This is a genomic window from Mesorhizobium sp. KR2-14, from assembly GCF_040049255.1.
Lineage (GTDB): Bacteria > Pseudomonadota > Alphaproteobacteria > Rhizobiales > Rhizobiaceae > Pseudaminobacter.
Genome location: NZ_JBDZDR010000005.1, coordinates 167838 through 189134 on the forward strand (window position 1 = coordinate 167838; position 21297 = coordinate 189134).

A 21297-nucleotide genomic window follows, 5' to 3' on the forward strand; every position below is an offset into this window, starting at 1 on the left:
ATCGTTTGCCCGAGCGAAGGACGGTCCGGCGCGGCCGGCGGCGAGACGGCGGTTCATTTTCCAAGAGGCGCTTGTGCGGGCTCTGCATGTTGCCTCTCGGGCACTCCGGCCGAACGCGGTTCGCCTGCTCATTTGCAGTGGCTTTAAGGTCTTGTCGCAATGGCTCCTTTTCAGGCTGCCGCGCCGGTGTAGAAGCACGGGCTCGTGGCAAGGAGGGGCAGACCTTTGGCTGATTTCGATTTCATCATTGTCGGGGCCGGATCGGCCGGCTGTCTGCTCGCCAATCGCCTGACGAAGTCGGGCAAGTTTCGCGTGCTGCTGCTGGAGGCTGGCGGAAGCGACCGCCGCTTCATGATTCGCATGCCCATCGGCTATGGCCACAGCTTCTACAATCCGAAGGTGAACTGGCGATTCGAGACCGGGCCGCAGGAAGCGCTGGCCGGGCGCACCAGCTACTGGCCGCGCGGCAAGGTGCTGGGTGGTTCGTCTTCCATCAACGCCATGGTTTATGTGCGCGGCCAGCGCAACGATTTCGACGACTGGGAAAAGGCCGGCAATCCGGGCTGGGGCTGGGATGACGTCCTCCCCCATTTCAAGTCGATGGAGACATTCGAGCGCGGCGGCGACGAATGGCGCGGCGGTTCTGGCGAACTCCACGTCACCGACATGGCGCCCTCGGTCCACCCGCTGTGCAAGGACTGGCTGCAGGCCGCCGAGCAGGCCGGCTTCAGCCGGACGCCCGACTACAACGGCGAGTACCAGGAAGGCATCTCGGTCTATCAGATCAGCGCCCGAAAGGGTTTTCGCGCCTCGTCGGCCACGGCGTTCCTGCATCCTGCGGCCAAGCGCCCCAACCTGACGGTCGTCACCGGTGCTTTCGCCACCCGCGTCCTTTTCGAAGGCTTGCGCGCGGTCGGCATCGAATATGAAGTCGGTGGCCAAAAGCGCACCGCGCGTGCCCGCCGGGAGGTGATCCTGTCTGCCGGCGCGGTGCATTCGCCCACCTTGCTCCAGCATTCGGGCGTCGGCCCCGGCGCGCTGCTGCAGAAGGTTGGCAAGACGGTGGTGAAGGACATGGCCGCGGTCGGCCAGAACCTGCAGGACCATCTCGGCATCGACTATCTCTATCGTTCGCGCAGGCCGACGCTCAATTCGCTGCTGCGGCCCTGGTGGGGCCGGATATTGCTCGGGGCGCGCTATGTGCTGTTCCGCGACGGCCCGCTTTCGCTCAGCGTCAACCAGGCTGGCGGCTTCGTCAAATCGAGCCCCGACCTCGACCGGGTCGACATGCAGCTCTATTTTTCGCCGGTCAGCTACAGCAAGCCCACGCCCGGTGTGCGACGCCTGACCATGCCGGACCCGTTCCCCGGCTTCTTCATCGGCATCCAGCCGTGCCGCCCGACCAGCCGCGGGTCAATCAATATCGGATCGCCGGACGTCAGGGCGGCTCCGGTCATTGAGCCGAACTACCTGTCGACGCCGGGCGACATGGAAGACATGCTGGCCGGCGTGCGCCTCATCCGCCGCATTGCCGAGCAGCCGGCGATGCGCGCCCTCATCATCAACGAGATGAGCCCCGGCAAGGAGACCCAGAGCGAAGAGGATCTGATCGCCGACATCCGCGCCCGTTCGGGCAGCGTGTTCCACGCATCCTGCACCTGCCGCATGGGGCCTGACGACGGAACGAACGTGGTCGACGCCCGCCTGCGCGTGCATGGCATTCAGGGCCTGCGCGTGGTCGACACCTCGGTCTTCCCCAATGTCACGTCGGGCAACACCAATGCGCCGACAATGATGGTGGCGGAAAAGGGCGCGGCGATGATTCTGGAGGACAATCGCTAGCTAGGTCGCTTCTCCGACTCGGCTTAGCCGCGGTGCTTTTCCAGCACGCGGGCCAGCGTCTCGACCCCCTTGCCGATGGCGCGTTCGTCTATGGCGCTCACGCCCAGCACCAGGCCGGGCTCGACCTGCGTGCGGTCGATGCAGAACCGGCCAATGGGCGAGACGAAAAGGCCGGCGGCATCGGCGTCGGCGGAGATCCGGTCCTCGTCCATGGCAGGCGAGGCGAATGTGCCGACCACGTGGAACCCGGCGACGGAGCGGGTGACATTCAGCAGCCCGCCCAGATGCCGTTCGGCCGCCTCGTGGAATGCCGCGTGGCGTTCGGCATAGATCTCGCGCATGCGGCGCAGATGCGTAGCGAAATGGCCTTCCTCTATAAAGGCGGCCAGAACCGCCTGGATGCTCGACGGCACGCCCTGCAGAAACGCGCCGGAAATGCGCTGGAAGATCGGCACCAGCGGCTTCGGCGCGATGTAGAAGCCAAGGCGCAGCGCGGGAAACATCGTCTTGGAAAAGGTTCCGACATAGATGACGCGTTCGCCGGTATCGCCGCTTTTCAGCGTCGGCAGCGGCCGGCCGTCGTAGCGGAACTCCCCGTCATAATCGTCTTCAAGGATCCAGGCGTCGTTCTGGTTGGCGGCGGCCAGCAGCTCGGCGCGCCGCGCCAGGCTCATTTCCACCCCGGTCGGGTGCTGGTGCGAAGGGGTGACGAAGGCAAGCCGGAAATCCGGGGCCAGGCGCAGCCCGGCCTCGACCGAAATGCCTTCCGCGTCCACCGGCACCGGCACCATGCGCGCACCGCAGGCAATGAGGCAGTTGCGGGCGCCGATGGCGCCGGGATTTTCGAACCATACCGGGTCGCCGGGGTTGAGCAGCACGCGGCCGATCAGGTCGAAGGCCTGCTGCGCCCCGTTGACGACGAATATCTGCTCCGGGTCGCAGGACACGCCACGGTTGGAGCGCAGGTGCTCGGCAATCACCGAGCGGAGGCGCGGGTGGCCGTTGGCGTCTGAATAGCCCATGATCTGGTCGCGCGGCTCGCGCCAGTGCTTGGCGGTCAGGCGCGCCCAGACGGCGACCGGGAAGGCGTCGTAGTCTGGCAGGCCGGTCACGAAGGCGCGCGGCGTGCGCGGATGCGCCAGTCGCTGGAAGAAGCGCGGCGAGGCGTCGGCGATGATGTCGGCGAGCTTGGTGGAGACAGGCGCGGCGGGCTGCTGCACCACCAGCGCCTCGCTCGGCCTGGTGGTTTCCGCCACGTCCGAGACATAAGAGCCCGAGCCGGTGCGCGAAACGATCAGCCCTTCCGAGGTCAGGCGCTCGAACACGGCCATCGCCGTCGTGCGCGAAATATCCAGTTCCTTCGCCAGCGTCCGGCTGGAGGGCAGGCGCCTGCCTGCCGGCAGGTCGCCGGAGGTGATCAGCTGGCGTATTGCCCCGTAGACCTGGGTGGTGATGGACTTGTCCAGGGAGCGGTCGACGGCGATCGAAAACAGCAATTCACCTGAGGACCTCTTTACCATTCCGAGAATGTCTCCCTTAAGAGCCCGAAAGGCGCTGATGTTCCAGCCTGGAGCTTCGGGCCCAGGCAGCAGCCGCAAATTTCACCGAGGCAGGAGATAACCGGCTTTCCGATTTTTCGAAAGTGGACCTTACCGCGCATGGCCGGATCTCCTAGTCCAAGCGCCTATCATTGGCTCGCTTTCCGAGGACCTCCGGACTTGAAGATCAAACGCATAGAGACCTTTGCAAACCAGTTTGTCGGCTTCGTCCGCATCACGGCCGAAGATGGCGCCCAGGGCATCGGGCAGGTCTCGACCTACAATTCCGACATCACCTCGGCCGTGCTGCATCGCCAGGTTGCGCCTTACGTGCTCGGCGTCGAGTTCGACGATATCGATGCGCTGACCGACAGGGTGATCGAGCGCGAGCACAAGTTCCCCGGCTCCTACATGAAGCGCGCGCTCGGCGGCCTCGATACCGCGATCTGGGACCTGCGCGGCAAGGTGGCCGGACTGCCGGTCGTCAGCCTGCTCGGCGGCACGCCAGGCAAGCTGCGCACCTATGCCTCCTCGATGAAGCGCGATATTACGCCGGCTGAAGAAGCCGAGCGCTTCAGGTGCCTGCGCGACCAGTTCGGCTTCGACGCCTTCAAGTTCCGCATCGCCGCCGAATACGGCCACGACGTGGACGAATGGGAGGGCCGCACCGAAGAAATCGTGCCCACCATCCGCAAGGCGCTGGGCGACGAGGTCTCGCTTCTGGTCGACGCCAACAGCGGCTTCTCGCCCAGGCGCGCCATCGAAGTCGGCAAGCTGCTGAAGGACAACGGCATCGAGCATTTCGAGGAGCCGTGCCTCTACTGGGAGCTGGAGCAGACCAAGCAGGTGACCGACGCGCTCGACATCGCGGTCACCGGCGGCGAGCAGGATTGCGAAATCCCGACCTGGCGCCACATGATCGAGATGCGCGCCGTCGACATCGTTCAGCCCGACATTCTCTATCTCGGCGGCATCAGCCGTACCCTGCGCGTGTGCAACATGGCGCGCGCCGCTGGCCTGCCGGTCACGCCGCATAGCGCCAATCTCGGCCTGGTGACGCTGTTCACCATGCATCTGCTGCGCGCCATCGAGGGCGCCGGCAAATATCTGGAATTCTCGATCGAGGGGCCGGATTACTACCCGTGGCAGGAGGGCCTTTTCGTCAAGTCGCCCTACACGGTCGAAGACGGCATGGTCACCGTTTCGGACGAGCCGGGCTGGGGCGTGGAGATCGATCCCGAATGGCTTGCCAAGTCCAGCTACCAGATCAGCGAGGTTGAGTGATGGTCGACGTGTCCACGAGTGCTGCTGCCTTTTCCGATTCGCTGCCGTCGGCGCATTTCATCGATGGCGAGTGGCGCAAGCCGCAGTCCGGGAACCTGATGGAAACCTTCGATCCCGGCCGCGCCGAGCCGCATGCCCGCTTCGCGGCGGGCACCGCCGAGGACGTCGCCGAGGCGGTCGCCTCGGCCAAGCGCGCGCAGCGCGACGAATGGCGCAAGACGACGCCGGCCGAGCGGGGGCGCATTCTGATGCGGGCGGCGGAACTCATCCGCCAGAACGCCGAGCGGCTCGCCATAGCCGAGGTGCTGGACAGCGGCAAGACGCTTGGCGAAGCGCGCGGCGACGTGCGCGGCTCGGCGCGCGCGTTCGAATATTACGCAGGCGCGGCCGACAAGCATGAGGGCAAGGCCTTTCCGCTGGGGCCGGACTACACCTCCTATTCGATCGAGGAGCCCATCGGCGTCACCGCCCATATCGTGCCGTGGAACTATCCGCTGTCGACGGCGTGCCGCTCGATCGCGCCGGCCTTGGCTGCTGGCTGCACCGCCGTGGTGAAGCCCGCCGAGCAGACGCCGATGACGGCGCTGCTGCTGGCCGAGATCCTGGTCCAGGCCGGGCTGCCGCGCGGCGTCTGCAACGTGGTGACCGGAACCGGCATTTCCGCCGGCGCGCCGCTGGTATCGCATCCGGATGTCCGCCACGTCACCTTCACCGGCTCGACCGTCACCGGCATCAACGTCATGAAGGCGGCGGCGCAGAACGTCGCCTCCGTCACGCTCGAACTCGGCGGCAAGTCGCCGAACATCGTGCTTGCCGACGCCGACATCGAGTTGGCGCTCGACAATGTCGTCGGGGCGATCTTCGAGAATGCCGGGCAGATCTGCTCGGCCGGCTCGCGGCTCGTCATCGAACGCTCGATCCATGCCGAGTTCATCGAAAAGCTCGTCGCGCGGGCTCGCGCCCTGCGCATCGGCCACGGGTTGACGGAAGGGGTCAATTTCGGCGCCATCAATTCGGCCGAGCATCTGGCCAAGGTGGCCTCCTATGTTGAAGGGGCCAAGGCCCGGGGCATCAGCATCGCCACGGGCGGCAACGTCGCCGTGGACCCGGCCACCGGCAAGGGCTGGTTCTTCGAGCCGACAGTGCTGGACGACGTGAAGTGGGACGACCCGGTGGTCCAGGAAGAAATCTTCGGGCCGGTCCTGGCCGTGCAGGTCGTGGACAGTGCGGAGGAGGCGGTCGAAGCCGCCAATTGCACCGACTACGCCCTTGCGGCCGGGCTCTTTACGAAAGACCTGACCAGGGCGCTTCGCATCGCCCGCGATGTCGACGCCGGCCAGGTCTATGTGAACGAGTATTTTGCCGGCGGCATAGAGACGCCTTTCGGTGGCAACCGCCGCTCTGGCATCGGCAGGGAAAAGGGCCTAGTAGCCGTCACCAGCTACTGCAAGACCAAGGCGGTCTCGATTCGCATCTGAGGTCACGCGCAGCCCCAAGCGGCATCATCTTTGATTGAAAGTGGACCTTATAACCCCCGGCGGCCTTTCGCATAGTGGCCGCTGGGAGACAGGCCGGCGTTTCGCTCGGCCTCAAAATCAAGGCGGGAGAGAGTAATGATTTTGAAAAAACTGGTTACGGCGCTGGTCGGCGCCACCGCGCTCATGGCTGTTTCGAACGGCGCAAGCGCCGAAACGCTTCGCATCCTGACCTGGGGCGGCTATGCGCCGGACAACGTCATCCAGTTGTTCGAGAAGGAATATCCGGACGTCAATGTCGAGGTGACGCTTTCCAACAACGAGGAAATCATCGCCAAGCTGCGGGCCACCGGCGGCGCCGGTTTCGACCTGGCCCAGCCCAGCCATGACCGCATCTTCGCGGCGCAGCAGGAATACGACATCTACAAGCCGCTCGACCTGTCGAAGGTCAACACCGCCGACATGCAGGAAAACCTGCTCGAAGCGGTCAAGGCCAACACCACGATCGACGGCAACGTCTACGCCGTCCCGCATCAGTGGGGCACCTCCGGCCTGGTCGTCGACGTCAGCAAGGCGCCGAACATCAAGGGCTGGGACGATCTGTGCGATCCGGCATACAAGGGCCGCACCTCGATGCGCCTGAAGCGCACGGTCCTGCTCGGCATGGCCTTCTCGCTCGGCAAGGACCCGTTCGCGCTCTACTCCGACCGCGAGGCCTACCAGCAGATGCTGGACGAAGTGACCGACAAGATGATCGCCTGCAAGAGCAACGTGAAGACCTACTGGAACGGCGGCGACGATCTGTCGACGCTGCTGCTCTCGGGCGAGGTCGTTGCTTCCGAGGCCTGGGACTCGACCGCCTTCAAGCTCTACGGCCAGAACAGCAACCTGGTCTACGTTCCGCCCAAGACCGGCGCTCTCGCCTGGATCGACACCTTCGTCATCCCGCGCAAGGGCAAGGCCGATGATGCCGCCTACAAGTGGATCAACTTCGTCATGCGTCCCGACATCGTCAAGCTGATGTCGGATTCGACTGGCGCGATCTCGGCCGTCAAGGGTGGCGTCGATCTTCTGCCCGAGGACAAGAAGGAAGCCGTGAAGGTTGCCTTCGACGATGCGGCGCTTGCCAACCTGAAGTTCTTCGCCAACATCCCGGCAGGGCTTGAGGATATCGAGGGCAAGGCGCTGGAGCGCATCAAGGCCGCTACCTCCAACTAAGCGACCTGACATCGATATGGCCCGCAGGCGAGAATGATATTCTCCCTGCGGGCTGTGGAATTTTTAGCCGGCAATTGGCGAGCACCCCATGCACGATCTTCAATGCGAGAGCCTGACCAAGCGGTTTGGCCAGCATATTGCGGTCAACGACGTTTCCTTCGACGTCCCGCGCGGTTCGTTCTTTTCTATCCTTGGTCCTTCCGGTTGCGGCAAGACGACCCTGATGCGCATGATCGCCGGGTTCGAGACGCCCACCAGCGGCGATATCCGCATCAAGGGCGCATCGGTTTTGTCCACGCCGCCCAACAAGCGCAGCGTCAAGATGGTGTTCCAGCACCTCGCGCTGTTCCCGATGATGAATGTCGGCGAAAACATCGCCTATGGCCTGCGTTGCCGCGGCGAGAACAAGGCCGATATCGGCCGCAAGGTGGCGGCCGTTCTGGAGCGCATCGGGCTGCCGGGTGTGGCCGAAAAACAGGTTTCGCAACTGTCGGGCGGGCAGAGGCAGCGCATCGCGATCGCCCGCTGCATGGTGCTGGAGCCTGACGTGCTGTTGCTCGACGAGCCGCTCGGCGCGCTCGATCTGAAGCTGCGCGAGCGCATGAAGATCGAGCTGAAGCTCCTTCAGAACCAGTTCAACACCACCTTCCTCTACATCACGCACGACCAGTCGGAAGCGCTGGTCATGTCCGACAATGTCGCGGTCATGAATGCGGGCCGCTTCGAACAGATCGGCTCGCCGCAGGAACTCTATAACAACCCGAGGTCCGGCTTCGTCGCCGGCTTCGTCGGCGACAGCAATCGCTGGCAGGGCCGCGTGACGGCCGTCTCCGACGGCGAGGCGCGGGTCGAGCTTGATGCCGGTGGCGGGGTCATCGCCATGGCCGGCGACGGCAAGGTGGCAGCCGGCTCGAAGGTCGAGGTGTTTGTCCGCCCCGAGACCATTTCAATCGGCGAGGGCAGGGAAGGCAATCGCCTGTCCGGCACCGTCGACAGCCTGCTGTTCAACGGCGCCAACAGCCGCGTGCTGGTGCGCACCGCGGGCGGCAGCCTCATCGAAGTGGGTCACGCGGTCATGGACGGCTCCTCGCCGATCAGGCCGGGCGACAAGGCCGACATTTCGTGGCGCGCGACCACTGCCTGTGCTTCAGCGTGGCGGGATAAGACCATGCCTCGCTCCGACGCCGGCAAACTGTCCCTTATTCTTTTGTTCATGCCGTTCGCGCTGTGGATGGCGCTGCTGATCATCCTGCCGCAGATCGGCATCGGCTACCTCTCGCTGCGCGAGAAGCTGGGGCCGGGCCAGTACACTTTCAGCTTCGCCAACTACGCCGACTTCCTGGGCGAGCCCGTCTACTGGAACACGCTGCTGCGCACCGCCTGGATGTCGATCCTGGTGACGATCCTGGCGCTGTTCGTCGGCTTTCCGGTGGCCTACTACATCGCCAAGATCGCCAAGCAGCGTTCGCGTGCGGCGCTGTTTCTCATGTGCCTCATCCCGCTCTGGGTCAGCGACCTGGTGCGCGCGTTCGGCTGGATCGTGCTGCTGCGCGAGACCGGGCTGATCTCCAGCTTCCTGCAGGATATCGGTCTCATCGGCGGCCCGGTGGAACTGCTCTACAACGACATCACGGTCGTCGTCGGTCTGGTCTATACGGTCGTCCTGTTCATGATCGTGCCGCTGGTGTCGACGCTGGACGGCATGGACAATTCCATGCTCGAGGCCGGCTACAATCTGGGCGGCAGCCGCTTCACCGTGTTCCGCCGCATCGTCGTGCCTTATGCGATGCCGGGCATCGTGGCTGGCTGCATCATCGTCTTCATGCTGACGGCCGGCAGCTACCTCACGCCCATCCTGCTGGGCGGCAAGAACAGCATGTGGTTCACCGAACAGATCTACGAGCAGTTCGTGACCCGCTACAACTGGGAATCGGGCGCGACCTTCGGCGTGCTGCTGCTGGCGTTCACTTCCTTCGTCGTCTGGCTTGGCCTGCGTCTGACCGGCCAGAGCCTGGCCTCCACTGTCGCGAAAGACTAACGCCATGAACGTTGCTGCACCTCAGTCAAACGTCCTGCGCTGGATCTATGGCGGGTACATGCTCGCCTTCTTCCTCTACCTGGCGGCGCCGCTCACGGCGGCGGCGATGTTCGCCTTCAACGATTCGCTGTTTCCGGCGCTTCCGTGGAAGGGTTTCACGCTGGACTGGTTCTTCGGCACCACCGAGCCCAAGCTTGGCATGTTCCATGACCGGCGGCTCATGGAGGGCCTGCGCAACTCGTTCTATATCGGCGTGATCGTGTCGGCGCTGTCGGTGGTGGTCGGCACCTGCAATGCCTTCCTGTTCGAGCGCAAGCAGTTTCCCGGCAAGAGCGTGCTCTATGTGCTGATGATCGTGCCGCTGGTCATCCCGGGCGTAATCCTCGGCATCTCCATCCTGGTCTTCGCCAGCATGATCGCCAACGGGGTGGAAGACACGCTCAACCTGGAATGGGACTTCCTGCGCCCCGGCACTCTGCTCGTCGTGCTCGGCCAGTTTTCGTTCCTCGTCACCATCACCTCGCTGGTGATCGCGGCGCGCCTGCGCAAGTTCGACGTGGCGCTGGAAGAGGCGGCGCTGAACCTGGGTGCATCGCGCCTGCGGGTGCTGCGCACGGTGACCTTGCCCTATCTGGCGCCAGCATTGTTCTCGGCCTTCGTGGTGGCGTTTCTCGTCTCCTTCGAGAACTTCAACACCACGCTGATGCTCGTCGGCTCCGACGCGCCGCTGACCATCACCATGTATGACCGCATGGTCAAGGTCGGCTCCACCCCGGTTCTCAACGCGGTCTCGGTCTTCCTGATGATCGGCTCCGGCCTGCTGGCGCTGCTCAGCATCGTTGCCCAGCGCGGCAAGCCAGCCAGTTGAACCCGGCGGCGGCCTATGCAGCCGCCATGCCGCCGAATGCATCCGCAAGGGTGCATTCCACTACCGGATCGCCCCGCCTGGCGCGGGCGGTCCGTTCTTTTTTCGAGGTATCGGCCTGCCGCTTGTGCCGGCCCGTTCCTACCAATTAACGATTGTTCCCGGCCGGAAATGCGCCGACAATGCCCGTGACTGGGCTTCCCGCCCGCATGCCCCGCTGTGTCGGCAGGCCTTGGCACCTGGCCGGCGGCCCGCGAGCGCCTCGCGCCAGCCTTCCCTTTGCCGCCCCTGGCGGCGAATCTTCTTCCAGCCAACCGGCAGCCATGCCGGCGCCGCGAAGGGAACCGGAGGCAACCCACATGAACGACGCTGCAAGCAAGGGGCGCTCAGCCTCTCTGTACTCGGTGCTCCATCGCTCCCGCACCATCGCCAAGCCCGGCTTCAGCCGCTGGATGGTGCCGCCAGCAGCCTTGTGCGTGCACTTGTGCATCGGCCAGGCCTACGCCTTCAGCGTGTTCAACCTGCCGATGACGAAGCTGATCGGCATCACCGAGTCGGCGCCGGGCGATTGGAAGCTGACCCAGCTCGGCTGGATCTTTTCGCTGGCGATCTTCTTTCTCGGCGTCTCGTCGGCCGTGTTCGGCCGCTGGGTGGAGGAGGGCGGCCCGCGCCGCGCCATGGCAACCGCGGCCATCTGCTGGGCCGGCGGTTTCCTCATCTCCGCCTTCGGCGTCTATATCCACGCGCTGTGGGTGATCTATCTCGGCTACGGCGTTCTGGGCGGCATCGCGCTCGGCATCGGCTACATCTCCCCGGTTTCCACGCTGATCCGGTGGTTCCCCGACCGTCCCGGCATGGCCACCGGCATGGCCATCATGGGGTTCGGCGGCGGAGCGCTCATCGCCTCGCCGCTGTCGGTGTGGCTGATGAAGGAGTTTTCCACGCCCACCCATGTCGGCGTGATGGAAACCTTCGTCGTGCTCGGCATCGTCTATTTCATCTTCATGATGGTCGGCGCGGCCATCGTGCGGGTGCCGCCGCCGGGCTGGAGCCCGGTGGGCTACGAGCCGCCGGCGGAAGAAGGCAAGCTCATCACCCGCAACGACGTCTATGTCTATGACGCGCTGAAGACGCCGCAGTTCTGGCTGATCTGGTGGATCCTGTGCCTCAACGTCACCGCCGGCATCGGCGTGCTCGGGCAGGCATCGGCCATGAGCCAGGAGATGTTTCCCGGCCGCGTGACGCCCGTTGCAGCTGCGGGCTTCGTGGGCCTGATGAGCCTGTTCAACATGGGCGGCCGCTTCGTCTGGGCCTCAACTTCCGACTATATCGGCCGCAAGAACACGTATTTCGTGTTCATGGTGCTGGGCTTTATCCTCTATTGCACGGTGCCCTATACCGGCAGGATCGGCAGCGTGGCCGGGTTCGTGCTGTGCTTCCTGATCATCATCAGCATGTATGGCGGCGGCTTCTCCACGGTGCCAGCCTATCTGAAGGACATGTTCGGCACGCGCTATGTCGGCGCCATCCACGGCCTGCTGCTGACGGCCTGGTCGGCTGCGGGCATCTTCGGCCCGGTGCTGGTCAACTACATCCGCGAATACAACATCAGCCACGGCGTGCCCAAGGCGGGAGCCTACAACGTCACCATGTACATCATGGCCGGGCTGCTGGTCATCGGCTTCATCTGCAACCTGCTCGTCAAGGCGGTAGACGCCCGCTACCACATGAAAAACGGGGTGCGCCCGGTGCAGACGGCAGCGGAACGGCAATAGGAGAGCCGCCATGGACAAGAGCGAACGAAGCGGCACCACCACGCTGGAGCTCGTGCTGGCCTGGGGGTTCGTCGGCATTCCCCTGCTTTGGGGCGTCTCGCAAACCCTTCTGGATGCGTTGAAGCTGTTCCAGTAGATATACGCGCCGGCCTCGTCAGCTGGAAAAGCGGATGCGCCCGGCTGGCGAAACGTCATAGCCGGTCAGCTCGGCGGCGCGGCGGGCAGGGCCGTCGCTGGCGAGGAATGCGGCCAGCGTCTGGAACGCCGGCTGGAAATAGCTGCGCTGGCGCATCAGCAGGTCGAAATTCTCCCAGGCGAGCGGCACGAAGTCGAGCCCCGCACCGCGCGCTGCGGCACGGGTGGCCACGCCGCAATCGGCCGCGCCCGTGCGGATGGCAACGGCCAGGTCCGGCCCGGTCAGGCAGGGCCGCTCCAGCCGGTTCAGTTCCGCCGGGCTGGCGCCCAGCCTTGCCAGCAGTGCTTCCAGAAACATCTGCGCGCCGGCACCCTTCTGCCGCAGCGCCATTTTCGCGCCGGAGCCAAGAACATCCTCCAGCGACCGCAGGCCGTTCGGGTTGCCCGGCGGCAGCAGCAGGCCCTGCTCGCGGCGCGCGAAACCAACCAGCACGGCGTCATGCAGGCGCGGCATGGCGCGAACTGCCGCGACGTTGGGGTCGCCGCTTTCGTCGCCATCGTGGAAGTGGATCGCGGCGGCCATGGCCTCGCCGCGCAGCAGGCGCTCGACGCCGCTTCCCGTGCCTTCGACCAGCGTCGCCAGTCCCGAGCCGGACTGGCGCAGGCACCATTCCAGCAGATCGTCCTGGCTGCCTCCGACGATGGGCGGCGGCTCGGCGATCGTCATGCCTGCCGGGCGCATCAGGCCCGACAGGACCCAGCGGTCAAGCTCGTGACGCGGGAACAGCCATTTGCCGGTGACCTTGCTGCACGGGATCGCGCCTTCGGCGACTAGCTCGTAGAGCTTGCGTTCGCTGATGCGCAGATAGTCCGCCGCTTCGCCTGTGGTCAGGAACTCCATCCTGCATTTCTATGCATATTCCTGCGTTAGCTCAATAATTTGACAGTTGCGGAATTTTTGCTGTCAGAATGGCAGAAGGAGGCGGCTATGCCGGATGGTCTGGGTGCCTGGCAGCTCATCGTCAGCGGCGATGCGACGCTGTTCGCCATCGTCCGGCTGTCGCTCGCGGTCAGCCTCTCGGCGGTAGCCATCGCCGCACTCGTCGGCCTGCCGCTCGGGGCTGTGCTGGCGCTGACCCGCTTTCCGGGGCGCACCGCCCTCATCGTTCTTCTCAACGGCTTCATGGGCCTGCCGCCGGTGGTGGTGGGGCTTGCCGTCTACCTGCTCCTGTCGCGTTCGGGGCCGCTCGGCGTCTATGGCATCCTGTTCACGCCGCTCGCCATGATCGTGGCCCAGGCGCTGCTGGTGCTGCCCATCATCGCTGCGCTGGCGCGCCAGACCATCGAGGACCTGTGGCGCGAATATCGCGACGAGCTCACCGCCATGGATGTCGGCCCCGCCGGCCGCGTCGCAACGCTTCTGTGGGACAGCCGCTTCAGCCTGCTCACGGCGCTGCTGGCCGGCTTCGGCCGCGCGGCCGCGGAGGTGGGCACGGTGATGATCGTGGGCGGCAATATCGACGGCTTCACCCGCACCATGACTACGGCCATTGCGCTGGAGACCTCCAAGGGCAACCTGCCGCTCGCCATGGGGCTGGGCTTCATTCTCATCGGCCTCATCCTTGCCATCAACGCCGCCGCCTGGGGTGTGCGCGTGTGGTCCGAACAGCGGGCGGGCGGGTGATGCGGGCCTCCCTCAGCGATCTCCCGCTGACGCTCGACAACGTATCGCTGCATGCGGGCGAAACCACGATCCTCGATCGCATCAGCCTGTCGATCGGCCCCGGCATGCCAACACTGGTGATCGGCCCAAACGGGGCTGGAAAAAGTTCGCTGCTGCGCGTGTGCATGGGCCTTGCCACGCCAAGCGAAGGCAGCGTCGCCTGGGGCGGCCGCCGCGAGGCGCGCCCCTTGCGCCGCGCTTTCCTGTTCCAGCGGCCGGTCATGCTGCGCCGCTCGGTGGCCGGCAATGTCGCCTACGCCCTTGCGCGGGCCGGCTGCCCGCGAGTTATGCGCAGCCGGCGGGTGGATGAACTTCTCGACCGCGTCGGCCTGCTCGGCCATGCGGGCCGTGCGGCGCGCTCATTGTCGGGCGGCGAGCAGCAGAAGCTGGCGCTGGCCCGCGCGCTGGCGCGCGACCCCGAACTGCTGTTCCTCGACGAGCCGACCGCCAATCTTGACCCGGCCGCCACGCGCGGCGTGGAAGAGATCGTGCTGGCCGCCGCCGCCTCGGGCATCAAGATCGTCATGGCCTCGCACGATCTCGGCCAGGTGCGCCGGCTGGCCGGCGAGGTACTTTTTCTCCTGCGTGGCCGCCTGTGCGAGCAGGGCGCGGCCGAAGAATTCCTTGATCATCCGTCGACGCCGGAGGCCGCCGCCTTCCTGCGCGGCGACCTCGTTCTGTGACCTTTTCTTCAACCGCTGAAAATGGAGTTTCCGATGCTGCGCCGAGCCTTCCTTTTCTGCCTGTCCGCCCTGTTCCTCCTCGCTGCGGGGTCTGCCGCAACGCTTGCCGAGGAGCGCTCCATCATCGTCGCCTCCACCACCTCGACGCAGGATTCCGGCCTGTTCGGGCACATATTGCCGCTGTTCAAGGAAAAGACCGGCATCGACGTGAAGGTCGTCGCGCAAGGCACCGGCCAGGCACTGGACACCGCCCGGCGTGGCGATGCCGACGTGGTCTTCGTCCACGCCAAGGCGCAGGAGGAAAAATTCCTGGAGGAAGGCTTTGGCGTGAAACGCTTCGACGTCATGTACAACGACTTCGTGCTGGTCGGCCCCAAGAGCGATCCGGCCGGCGTGGCAGGTACCAAGGACATCGTTGCGGCGCTGAAGGCGATCGAGCAGAAGCAGGCGCCCTTCGTCTCGCGCGGCGACAAGTCCGGCACGCACTCGGCCGAGCTAAAGCTCTGGAAGGACGCCGGCATCGACATCGACGCCGCCAGGGGGCCTTGGTATCGCGAGATCGGCCAGGGCATGGGTGCTGCCCTCAACACTGCCGCGGCCATGAACGCCTATGTGCTGTCCGATCGCGGCACTTGGCTCTCCTTCAAGAACCGCGGCGACCTCGAGATCGCGGTTGAAGGCGACAAGCGCCTGTTCAACCAGTATGGCGTCATGCTGGTCAATCCGGCCAAGCACCCCAATGTGAAGGCAGATCTCGGCCAGGCCTTCGTCGACTGGCTGATCTCGCCGGAAGGGCAGCAGGCAATCGCCGCCTACAGGATCGGCGGCCAGCAGCTTTTCTTCCCCAACGCCGCCAAGGGTTCCTGACCACAAGGCTGCCGTTGCAAAGCGCGCCCATCATGGCTCATCATGGGCCATGATGACCGCCCGTCCGCAAGCCACTGCGCTGACCGGCGTCGAAGCAGCACTTGCGCTGCTGCTCGACGGCCTCGAGCCGGTCGTGCCGTTGGACGTGCCATTGGCCGAGGCGCTGGGCCGCATTGCGGCCGGGATGCCGCCGCTCAAGCAGGGACTGCCCGAAACCGACGAAGCGGCAGCCGACGGCTGGGCCTTTGCAGCGGGCGATCTGGTGGGTGCGTCCGCCTATTCGCCGGTAATGCCGGCAAATGAGCCGCGCTGGGTCGAAGTTGGCCAGCCCATGCCACGGGGTTGTGACTGCGTCATCGAGCCCGGACTGGTCGAGGCGTCTACGCTGGTTCAGGTTCTGGCAGATGCCGTTCCGGGACAGGGCGTGCGCCGCGCCGGGCAGGATATCGCAGCCGGCCAGCCGCTGGTCACCGCCGGCCGCGTGATTTCGCCATACGATCTGCTGCTTGTCAGACGCGCGGGCATGGAGCGCCTGCCGGTGCGGCGCCTCTCGTTTCGCATCATCGATGTCGCCGCCACCGATGGCGGCACCGCCACGACCGAACTGATCTCCGAGTTGGGGCGTGCGGCGGGCGGCTGGCTGGTCGGCATCGAGGCGGTCGCGCGCGACGCGGTTTCCATCGCCGAGGCGCTCGACGCGGAACCGGCCGACCTCATCCTCCTTATCGGCGGCACGGGGCAGGGGCGCCACGACGAAACGGCGATGGCGCTGACCCGGCGCCAGGCCCTGGCCGCCCACGGCATCGCGCTGGAGCCGGGACGCAGCGCCGCCGTCGGCCGGTTTGGGAAAACGCCGGTCGTGGCCCTGCCCGGCGCGCCGGATCAGGCGCTTGCGGTGTGGCTGACGCTCGCGCTTCCGGTGCTTGACCGGCTGTCGGGCCGCCTGCCGCGCCAGGCGCTTGCCTTGCCGCTGGCCCGAAAAATCGCCTCTATCGTTGGCGTCACGGAAATAGTGTTGCTGAAGCGCGAGCAGGCGTCGTGGCTGCCGCTCGCCACCGGTGTCTTGCCCCTGCATGCAATCGCCCAAGCCGACGCCTGGCTGGCGGTGCCGGCCGAGAGCGAAGGTTTTTCCGCCGGCACTGAAGTCACGGCATTTCCTCTGCGCGATTGGACCGCTTCATGAGCAAGCCCGGCCCGGCTCCCCGCCCCGACATCGAGCAGGAGCAGTTTTTGACCATCCTGTCGCGCAAGGAGGCGTTGGTGCGCTTCGAGGCGGCACTGTTTCCGCGCCCCATCGCGATGGAGCAACGCCCGCTTGCCGATGCGCTGGGGCTGGCGCTGGCTGAAGACGTCGTTGCGCCCATCGACGTGCCGCCCTTCGACCGCGCCAATGTCGACGGCTTTGCCGTGCGCTCGGCCGACGTTGCCGAAGCCGGCGAAGCGCGCGCCGTACGGCTGGCGCTGAATGACGAGCGCATCGCCTGCGGCATCGAACCTGCCCTGCCGGTGCTCGGCGGCACCGCCACGCCGATCTCCACCGGTGGCCCCATTCCGCGCGGCGCCGATGCCGTCGTCATGGTCGAGCACACCGAGCCGGCGGGCGAGGGCATTTCGGTGCGACGCGCGGCAAGCCCCGGCCAGTTCATCTCCTATGCCGGCTCCGACATCGCGCGCGGCGAAACCCTGCTGCGCGCCGGCACCCTGATCGGCTCGCGCGAGATCGGCATGCTCGCCGCCTGCGGCATCGCTGTCGTGCCGGTGGCGCAAAAGCCGAAGGTCGCGGTGCTCTCCACCGGCGACGAGCTCGTGCAGCCCGGCATGCCGCTGCCGCCCGCCGGCATCTTCGACACCAACGGCGCCATCGTTTCGGCGGCGGTCGCCGAAAACGGCGGCGAGCCGGTGTTCCTCGGCGCTTTCCCGGACGACGAGCCGACGCTGGAAGCGGCCATGCGGGAGGCGCTGGCCGGCCATGACATGCTCATCCTTTCGGGCGGCACCTCCAAGGGCGCGGGCGACGTCACCCACCGCATCGTTGCGCGGCTCGGCAAGCCCGGCATCATCGCCCACGGCGTGGCGCTGAAGCCCGGCAAGCCGCTTTGCCTCGCAGTCTGCGATGGCAAGCCGGTGGTCATCCTGCCGGGCTTCCCCACCTCGGCCATGTTCACCTTCCACGACATGATCGTGCCGGTGCTGCGCCGCATGGCCGGCCTGCCCCCGCGCAGCGACGCCCATGTTTTCGCCACCGTCCCGCTGCGAGTCCCTTCCGAACTAGGCCGCACGGAATTCGTCATGGTCTCGCTGGTCAAGGGGCAGCAGGGATTGGTCGCCTATCCCACCGGCAAGGGCTCCGGCGCCATCACCTCCTTTGCGCAGGCCGACGGCTTCGTCCGCATCGAGGCACTGGCCGACCACCTGCCGGCGGGCGCTGCGGTCGAGGTGACGCTGTTCACGCAGCAGATCCACGTGCCCGATCTCGTCATCATTGGCAGCCATTGCACCGGGCTCGACCGCGTGCTGGCGCCACTGGCGCGGCAGGGGTTGTTGGTCCGCTCGCTGTCGGTCGGCAGCCTCGGCGGTCTGGCGGCCGCCAAGCGCGGAGAATGCGATCTTGCGCCGATCCATCTCTTCGACGAGCGGACAAAAAGCTACAACGAACCCTTTCTGTCGCCCGGCCTCGAACTGGTGCCGGGCTGGCGGCGCATGCAGGGTTTTGTCCATCGCAGGCATGACATGCGCTTCGAGGGCCTTTCGGCCGAGGGGGCGGTGAAGGCCGCCCTTGTCGATCCCGCCTGCCTGATGGTCAACCGCAACCAAGGTGCCGGCACGCGCATCCTCATCGACGCGCTGCTCGGCGGCGCACGGCCAGACGGCTACTGGAACCAGCCGAAATCGCACAATGCGGTGGCGGCCGCCGTGCTGCAGGGCAGGGCGGATTGGGGCGTCACCATCGCGCCGGTGGCGGAAGCCGCCGGGCTCGGCTTCATTCCGCTGACGGAAGAGCACTACGATTTCGCGCTGGTGTCAGTGCGGCGCGAGCGGCCGGCGGTGCAGGCATTCTTGTCAGCGCTGCATTCGCCCGACGTGCGGCAGGCGCTGGAGGCGGCGGGTTTCAGGCCGGCCTAGAGCGTCCGGCCTGTGCCGCTGGCGCGCTCGGGTGCGGGGCCCTTACTTGACGACCAGCACCGGCACCTTGCTATGGGTCAGAACTTCCAGCGTCTGGCTGCCCAGGAGCATGCGGCCCAGCCCGCGGCGGCCGTGCGATGCCATGACGATCAGGCTGCAGTCCTTCGCCTCGGCCATGGCGAGGATCGCTTCGGCCGGCGTGCTGTCGTCGGCGTGGATCGTCTCGGCCGGGACGCCCATTCTGTCGGCGGCTTCCTTGGCCGCGCCAAGCACCTTCTCGGCAAATTCCTTGCTGCTTGCGTTATAGCTCTCGATGTCGGCCGGGCTGCCCACCCAGGCGAAGCTGCCGGCCATGCCGTAGATGGGAAAGGGCTCGGTGACGGTCATGATCGTGACCTTGCCGCCAAGGCTCTTGGCCAGCGACAGGCCGTGGTCGACGCCCTTCTGCGCCAGTTCGGATCCGTCCGTGGCGATGAGTATGTGCTTGTACATTCCCAGGTCCTCTCCTGTTGCAGGAACATCATTTCAGGGCCGGTGCCGCCGTCCTTGACATGGATCAAACACCGCGCCCAGAGGGCGCAGGGCCCGGTCGGCTGGCCAGGCCGCTCAAAGATGCGGATTGCGCCTGCGATAGCGCGCCACCAGGGCGTCGTTCACTTCCTTGGCGCCAGGCATGTTGGCGCTGAGGTAGATCGGCGCGTCGGAGCCGGCGGAAGCCAGGCGCGCGGCGACTTCGGCGAACATGGCGTTCATCATCGCCGCGCCCACCGAGGTCGAGATCGGCCCCACGCGCAGCTCGCACCCCGGCACATCGACAATGGCATCGCCGGCCGGCGCGCCGTTGTCGAGCACGATGTCTGCAATGTCGGCGATGCGTGGGCGGCCCTGCGCTGCCTGGCTGGAATAGGTCTCGGAGGTCACGGCAATGACGGTGGCGCCGCGCTCCTTGCCAATGCGGGCCGCCTCCACGGGGGCGGCGTTGACGCCGCTGTTGGAGATCACGATCAGCACGTCCTTCGCGCCGATCGGATAGCGCGCGAAGATCGGCGCCACCGCGCCGGGAATGCGCTCATAGACCGTGCTTGCCACCGCGCCCTCATGCAGCATCACTGCGCTGGAAAGGATCGGCACCGTCAGCGCCAGCCCACCGGCGCGGTAGTGCGCCTCCAGCGCCAGCATGTGGCTGTGGCCGGTGCCGAAGATGTAGACCAGCCCGTCATTGCGTGCGGCGTGCTCAATGGCGTCCGCCCCGGCCGCGATCGCTTGCCCGTTGTCTTCGATGAGGCGGCCGATGCGGGCCGTCAGTTCGGCAAGATAGGCGGCGGCAATCGGCGTGGTGCTCATGGCAGGGTCCGTTTCGGGCAGTGGCCGATTCAGAGCTCGATTCACGCCCTTTGCGGCCTTAATTGATACCAAAGTAATACCACCATGATACCAATCCAAAGCAGCGCCGCAACAGGCCGCATCTGTCCAACCTTTGGCCCAGCCCGGCGAATTGACATTCCCGCAGCCAGACCCAATCTCGGATTGCCGCCGATTCGACCGATGGGCGGACAAGCAAGCACCGCCGCCGCGCCGGTTCGGCGGGCAAGAACAAGGGTCGGCATGGCGTTCCGGTTTCTTCACACGGCAGACTGGCAGATCGGCAAGCCCTTCGGCAACGTTCCGGGCGATGCAGGCGCCGAGCTGCGCGGCCAGCGCATCGCCACCATCGGCGAGATCGCCCGGCTTGCCGCCGCGCGCAATGTCGATGCAGTGCTGGTCGCGGGCGACGCCTTCGACAGCAACGAGGTGCAGGACCGCACCATTTTGCGCACGCTGGATGCGCTGAAACCCTTTTCCGGCCGCTGGATCTTTCTCCCCGGCAACCATGACGCGGCGCTCGCCCACAGTGTCTGGAGCCGCCTGCGCCAGATGGGACCGGAAGAAAACATCGTCATCGCCGACCAACCGCAGCCGATCGAGGGCTGGGACGGCCGCGCCGTCATCCTGCCCGCACCGCTGACCCGCCGGCGCGAATCGCTCGACCAGACCGAATGGTTCAGCGCCGCCGCCACGCCGGAAGGCGCGATTCGCATCGGCCTTGCCCATGGCAGCGTGGCCAACCGCCTGCCGGGTGCGGCCGAGGCCAGCAACGAAATCCCCGAGGACCGGGCGCTCACCGCCGGCCTCTCCTACCTGGCACTCGGCGATTGGCACGGCTCGCTGCAGATCGCGCAGCGCACCTGGTATTCCGGCACGCCGGAAACCGATCGCCACCGCGCCAATCGCTCCGGTTTCGTGCACATCGTCGAGCTCGACGGGCCGGACGCGCCGGAGCGCGTGGAGGCCGTGGCGACGAGTCATTTCCAGTGGCATCAGGTCGAGGCCGAAATGCTCGACGGCACCTGCAATGCCGGCCTCGATGCGCTGGCGGAGCTCGAGGCGGATGCCGCGCGCCGCGTCGTTTCGCTGACGTTGAAGGGCGGCATCAGCCTTGCAGAGCGCTACCAGCTCGAGATCGAGCTGGAGAAGTGGCGCAACCGTTTCCACCATCTCGACGTCGACGATCTCGGCCTGTTCGAGGAGCCGACCGACGACGACCTCGACGCGCTGGGTTCGTCCGGCTTCGTGCGGCTGGCGGTCGAGCGGCTGAAGGCGCAGGCCGCCATCGATGCCGACCCGCAGGCGGCCGCCGCGCGGGTGGCGCTGCGCATGATGTATGTCGACCACATGAACGGCGGGCGGTGAG

Annotated in this window: 18 protein-coding genes; 14 read left to right on the plus strand and 4 right to left on the minus strand. The window is 66.1% G+C overall.

Annotation, left to right across the window (positions count from 1 at the left end; all coding sequences use genetic code 11):
- Positions 1-225: 225 nt before the first annotated feature.
- On the plus strand, positions 226-1842 hold the full coding sequence (locus tag ABLE86_RS15160; protein WP_348779783.1) for a GMC family oxidoreductase N-terminal domain-containing protein: 1617 nt from the start codon (positions 226-228) through the stop codon (positions 1840-1842).
- Positions 1843-1865: 23 nt separating this feature from the next.
- Here the strand turns inward: ABLE86_RS15160 and ABLE86_RS15165 are convergent, their stop codons facing one another.
- Positions 1866-3362 (minus strand): PLP-dependent aminotransferase family protein, encoded by a 1497-nt coding sequence (locus tag ABLE86_RS15165; RefSeq protein ID WP_348779784.1) that lies wholly within the window; start codon positions 3360-3362, stop codon positions 1866-1868.
- Between the two features lie 198 nt (positions 3363-3560).
- Here ABLE86_RS15165 and ABLE86_RS15170 point away from each other — a divergent pair, with 198 nt between their 5' ends.
- From ABLE86_RS15170 to ABLE86_RS15200, 7 genes are all read left to right on the plus strand, one after another.
- Complete coding sequence (locus tag ABLE86_RS15170; protein WP_348779785.1) at positions 3561-4664, plus strand: mandelate racemase/muconate lactonizing enzyme family protein; 1104 nt, start codon at positions 3561-3563, stop codon at positions 4662-4664.
- The gene (locus tag ABLE86_RS15175; protein ID WP_348779786.1) at positions 4664-6142 is read left to right on the plus strand and encodes an aldehyde dehydrogenase family protein; all 1479 of its coding nucleotides are present in this window, start codon (positions 4664-4666) and stop codon (positions 6140-6142) included. Before ABLE86_RS15170 ends, ABLE86_RS15175 begins: the two co-directional genes overlap by 1 nt.
- Before the next feature lie 135 nt (positions 6143-6277).
- Positions 6278-7357: an extracellular solute-binding protein gene (locus tag ABLE86_RS15180; protein WP_348779787.1), complete on the plus strand. Its 1080-nt coding sequence runs from the start codon at positions 6278-6280 to the stop codon at positions 7355-7357.
- Positions 7358-7445: 88 nt separating this feature from the next.
- Positions 7446-9395 carry an ATP-binding cassette domain-containing protein gene (locus ABLE86_RS15185; RefSeq protein ID WP_348779788.1) on the plus strand — a complete coding sequence of 650 codons (1950 nt, stop codon included), beginning with the start codon at positions 7446-7448 and terminating at the stop codon, positions 9393-9395.
- A gap of 4 nt (positions 9396-9399) precedes the next feature.
- Positions 9400-10263 carry an ABC transporter permease gene (locus ABLE86_RS15190; RefSeq protein WP_348779789.1) on the plus strand — a complete coding sequence of 288 codons (864 nt, stop codon included), beginning with the start codon at positions 9400-9402 and terminating at the stop codon, positions 10261-10263.
- A gap of 449 nt (positions 10264-10712) precedes the next feature.
- Positions 10713-12035, plus strand: a complete 1323-nt coding sequence (locus ABLE86_RS15195; RefSeq protein ID WP_348779927.1) for an OFA family MFS transporter — start codon at positions 10713-10715, stop codon at positions 12033-12035.
- A gap of 10 nt (positions 12036-12045) precedes the next feature.
- Positions 12046-12171: a hypothetical protein gene (locus tag ABLE86_RS15200; RefSeq protein WP_348779790.1), complete on the plus strand. Its 126-nt coding sequence runs from the start codon at positions 12046-12048 to the stop codon at positions 12169-12171.
- An 18-nt stretch (positions 12172-12189) separates the two neighbouring features.
- Here ABLE86_RS15200 and ABLE86_RS15205 read toward each other — a convergent pair whose 3' ends face one another.
- Entirely contained in the window at positions 12190-13071 is an 882-nt protein-coding gene (locus ABLE86_RS15205) for a helix-turn-helix transcriptional regulator (protein WP_348779791.1), read from the minus strand.
- Between the two features lie 87 nt (positions 13072-13158).
- Between ABLE86_RS15205 and ABLE86_RS15210 the strand changes: the two genes are divergently transcribed.
- Genes ABLE86_RS15210 through ABLE86_RS15230 form a run of 5 tightly spaced genes read left to right on the plus strand, consistent with a single transcriptional unit; the run spans position 13159 to position 18566 of the window.
- Complete coding sequence (locus ABLE86_RS15210) at positions 13159-13854, plus strand: ABC transporter permease (RefSeq protein ID WP_348779792.1); 696 nt, start codon at positions 13159-13161, stop codon at positions 13852-13854.
- Positions 13854-14576, plus strand: a complete 723-nt coding sequence (locus ABLE86_RS15215) for an ATP-binding cassette domain-containing protein (protein ID WP_348779793.1) — start codon at positions 13854-13856, stop codon at positions 14574-14576. The genes ABLE86_RS15210 and ABLE86_RS15215 overlap by 1 nt, the downstream gene beginning before the upstream one ends.
- 33 nt (positions 14577-14609) lie before the next feature.
- The gene (locus ABLE86_RS15220; protein WP_348779794.1) at positions 14610-15443 is read left to right on the plus strand and encodes an extracellular solute-binding protein; all 834 of its coding nucleotides are present in this window, start codon (positions 14610-14612) and stop codon (positions 15441-15443) included.
- Positions 15444-15492: 49 nt separating this feature from the next.
- Positions 15493-16626 carry a molybdopterin-binding protein gene (locus ABLE86_RS15225; RefSeq protein ID WP_348779795.1) on the plus strand — a complete coding sequence of 378 codons (1134 nt, stop codon included), beginning with the start codon at positions 15493-15495 and terminating at the stop codon, positions 16624-16626.
- Positions 16623-18566 carry a molybdopterin biosynthesis protein gene (locus ABLE86_RS15230; RefSeq protein WP_348779796.1) on the plus strand — a complete coding sequence of 648 codons (1944 nt, stop codon included), beginning with the start codon at positions 16623-16625 and terminating at the stop codon, positions 18564-18566. The genes ABLE86_RS15225 and ABLE86_RS15230 overlap by 4 nt, the downstream gene beginning before the upstream one ends.
- A 42-nt stretch (positions 18567-18608) precedes the next feature.
- On the opposite strand, the gene ABLE86_RS15235 is transcribed toward ABLE86_RS15230, so the two are convergent.
- Entirely contained in the window at positions 18609-19058 is a 450-nt protein-coding gene (locus ABLE86_RS15235) for a universal stress protein (protein ID WP_348779797.1), read from the minus strand.
- Positions 19059-19172: 114 nt separating this feature from the next.
- On the minus strand, positions 19173-19910 hold the full coding sequence (locus ABLE86_RS15240; RefSeq protein WP_348779798.1) for an SIS domain-containing protein: 738 nt from the start codon (positions 19908-19910) through the stop codon (positions 19173-19175).
- A gap of 261 nt (positions 19911-20171) precedes the next feature.
- Between ABLE86_RS15240 and ABLE86_RS15245 the strand changes: the two genes are divergently transcribed.
- Complete coding sequence (locus tag ABLE86_RS15245; RefSeq protein ID WP_348779799.1) at positions 20172-21296, plus strand: DNA repair exonuclease; 1125 nt, start codon at positions 20172-20174, stop codon at positions 21294-21296.
- Position 21297 lies beyond the last annotated feature (1 nt).

Bases quoted from the DNA above. Each gene is read 5' to 3' on its own strand.
- ABLE86_RS15215 (WP_348779793.1), top strand. From the start codon at position 13,854: ATGCGGGCCTCCCTCAGCGATCTCCCGCTGACGCTCGACAACGTATCG.
- ABLE86_RS15195 (WP_348779927.1), top strand. From the start codon at position 10,713: ATGGTGCCGCCAGCAGCCTTGTGCGTGCACTTGTGCATCGGCCAGGCC.
- ABLE86_RS15200 (WP_348779790.1), top strand. From the start codon at position 12,046: ATGGACAAGAGCGAACGAAGCGGCACCACCACGCTGGAGCTCGTGCTG.
- ABLE86_RS15230 (WP_348779796.1), top strand. From the start codon at position 16,623: ATGAGCAAGCCCGGCCCGGCTCCCCGCCCCGACATCGAGCAGGAGCAG.
- ABLE86_RS15245 (WP_348779799.1), top strand. From the start codon at position 20,172: ATGGCGTTCCGGTTTCTTCACACGGCAGACTGGCAGATCGGCAAGCCC.
- ABLE86_RS15185 (WP_348779788.1), top strand. From the start codon at position 7,446: ATGCACGATCTTCAATGCGAGAGCCTGACCAAGCGGTTTGGCCAGCAT.
- ABLE86_RS15220 (WP_348779794.1), top strand. From the start codon at position 14,610: ATGCTGCGCCGAGCCTTCCTTTTCTGCCTGTCCGCCCTGTTCCTCCTC.
- ABLE86_RS15210 (WP_348779792.1), top strand. From the start codon at position 13,159: ATGCCGGATGGTCTGGGTGCCTGGCAGCTCATCGTCAGCGGCGATGCG.
- ABLE86_RS15235 (WP_348779797.1), bottom strand. From the start codon at position 19,058: ATGTACAAGCACATACTCATCGCCACGGACGGATCCGAACTGGCGCAG.
- ABLE86_RS15190 (WP_348779789.1), top strand. From the start codon at position 9,400: ATGAACGTTGCTGCACCTCAGTCAAACGTCCTGCGCTGGATCTATGGC.
- ABLE86_RS15175 (WP_348779786.1), top strand. From the start codon at position 4,664: ATGGTCGACGTGTCCACGAGTGCTGCTGCCTTTTCCGATTCGCTGCCG.
- ABLE86_RS15205 (WP_348779791.1), bottom strand. From the start codon at position 13,071: ATGGAGTTCCTGACCACAGGCGAAGCGGCGGACTATCTGCGCATCAGC.
- ABLE86_RS15225 (WP_348779795.1), top strand. From the start codon at position 15,493: ATGATGACCGCCCGTCCGCAAGCCACTGCGCTGACCGGCGTCGAAGCA.
- ABLE86_RS15240 (WP_348779798.1), bottom strand. From the start codon at position 19,910: ATGAGCACCACGCCGATTGCCGCCGCCTATCTTGCCGAACTGACGGCC.
- ABLE86_RS15180 (WP_348779787.1), top strand. From the start codon at position 6,278: ATGATTTTGAAAAAACTGGTTACGGCGCTGGTCGGCGCCACCGCGCTC.
- ABLE86_RS15165 (WP_348779784.1), bottom strand. From the start codon at position 3,362: ATGGTAAAGAGGTCCTCAGGTGAATTGCTGTTTTCGATCGCCGTCGAC.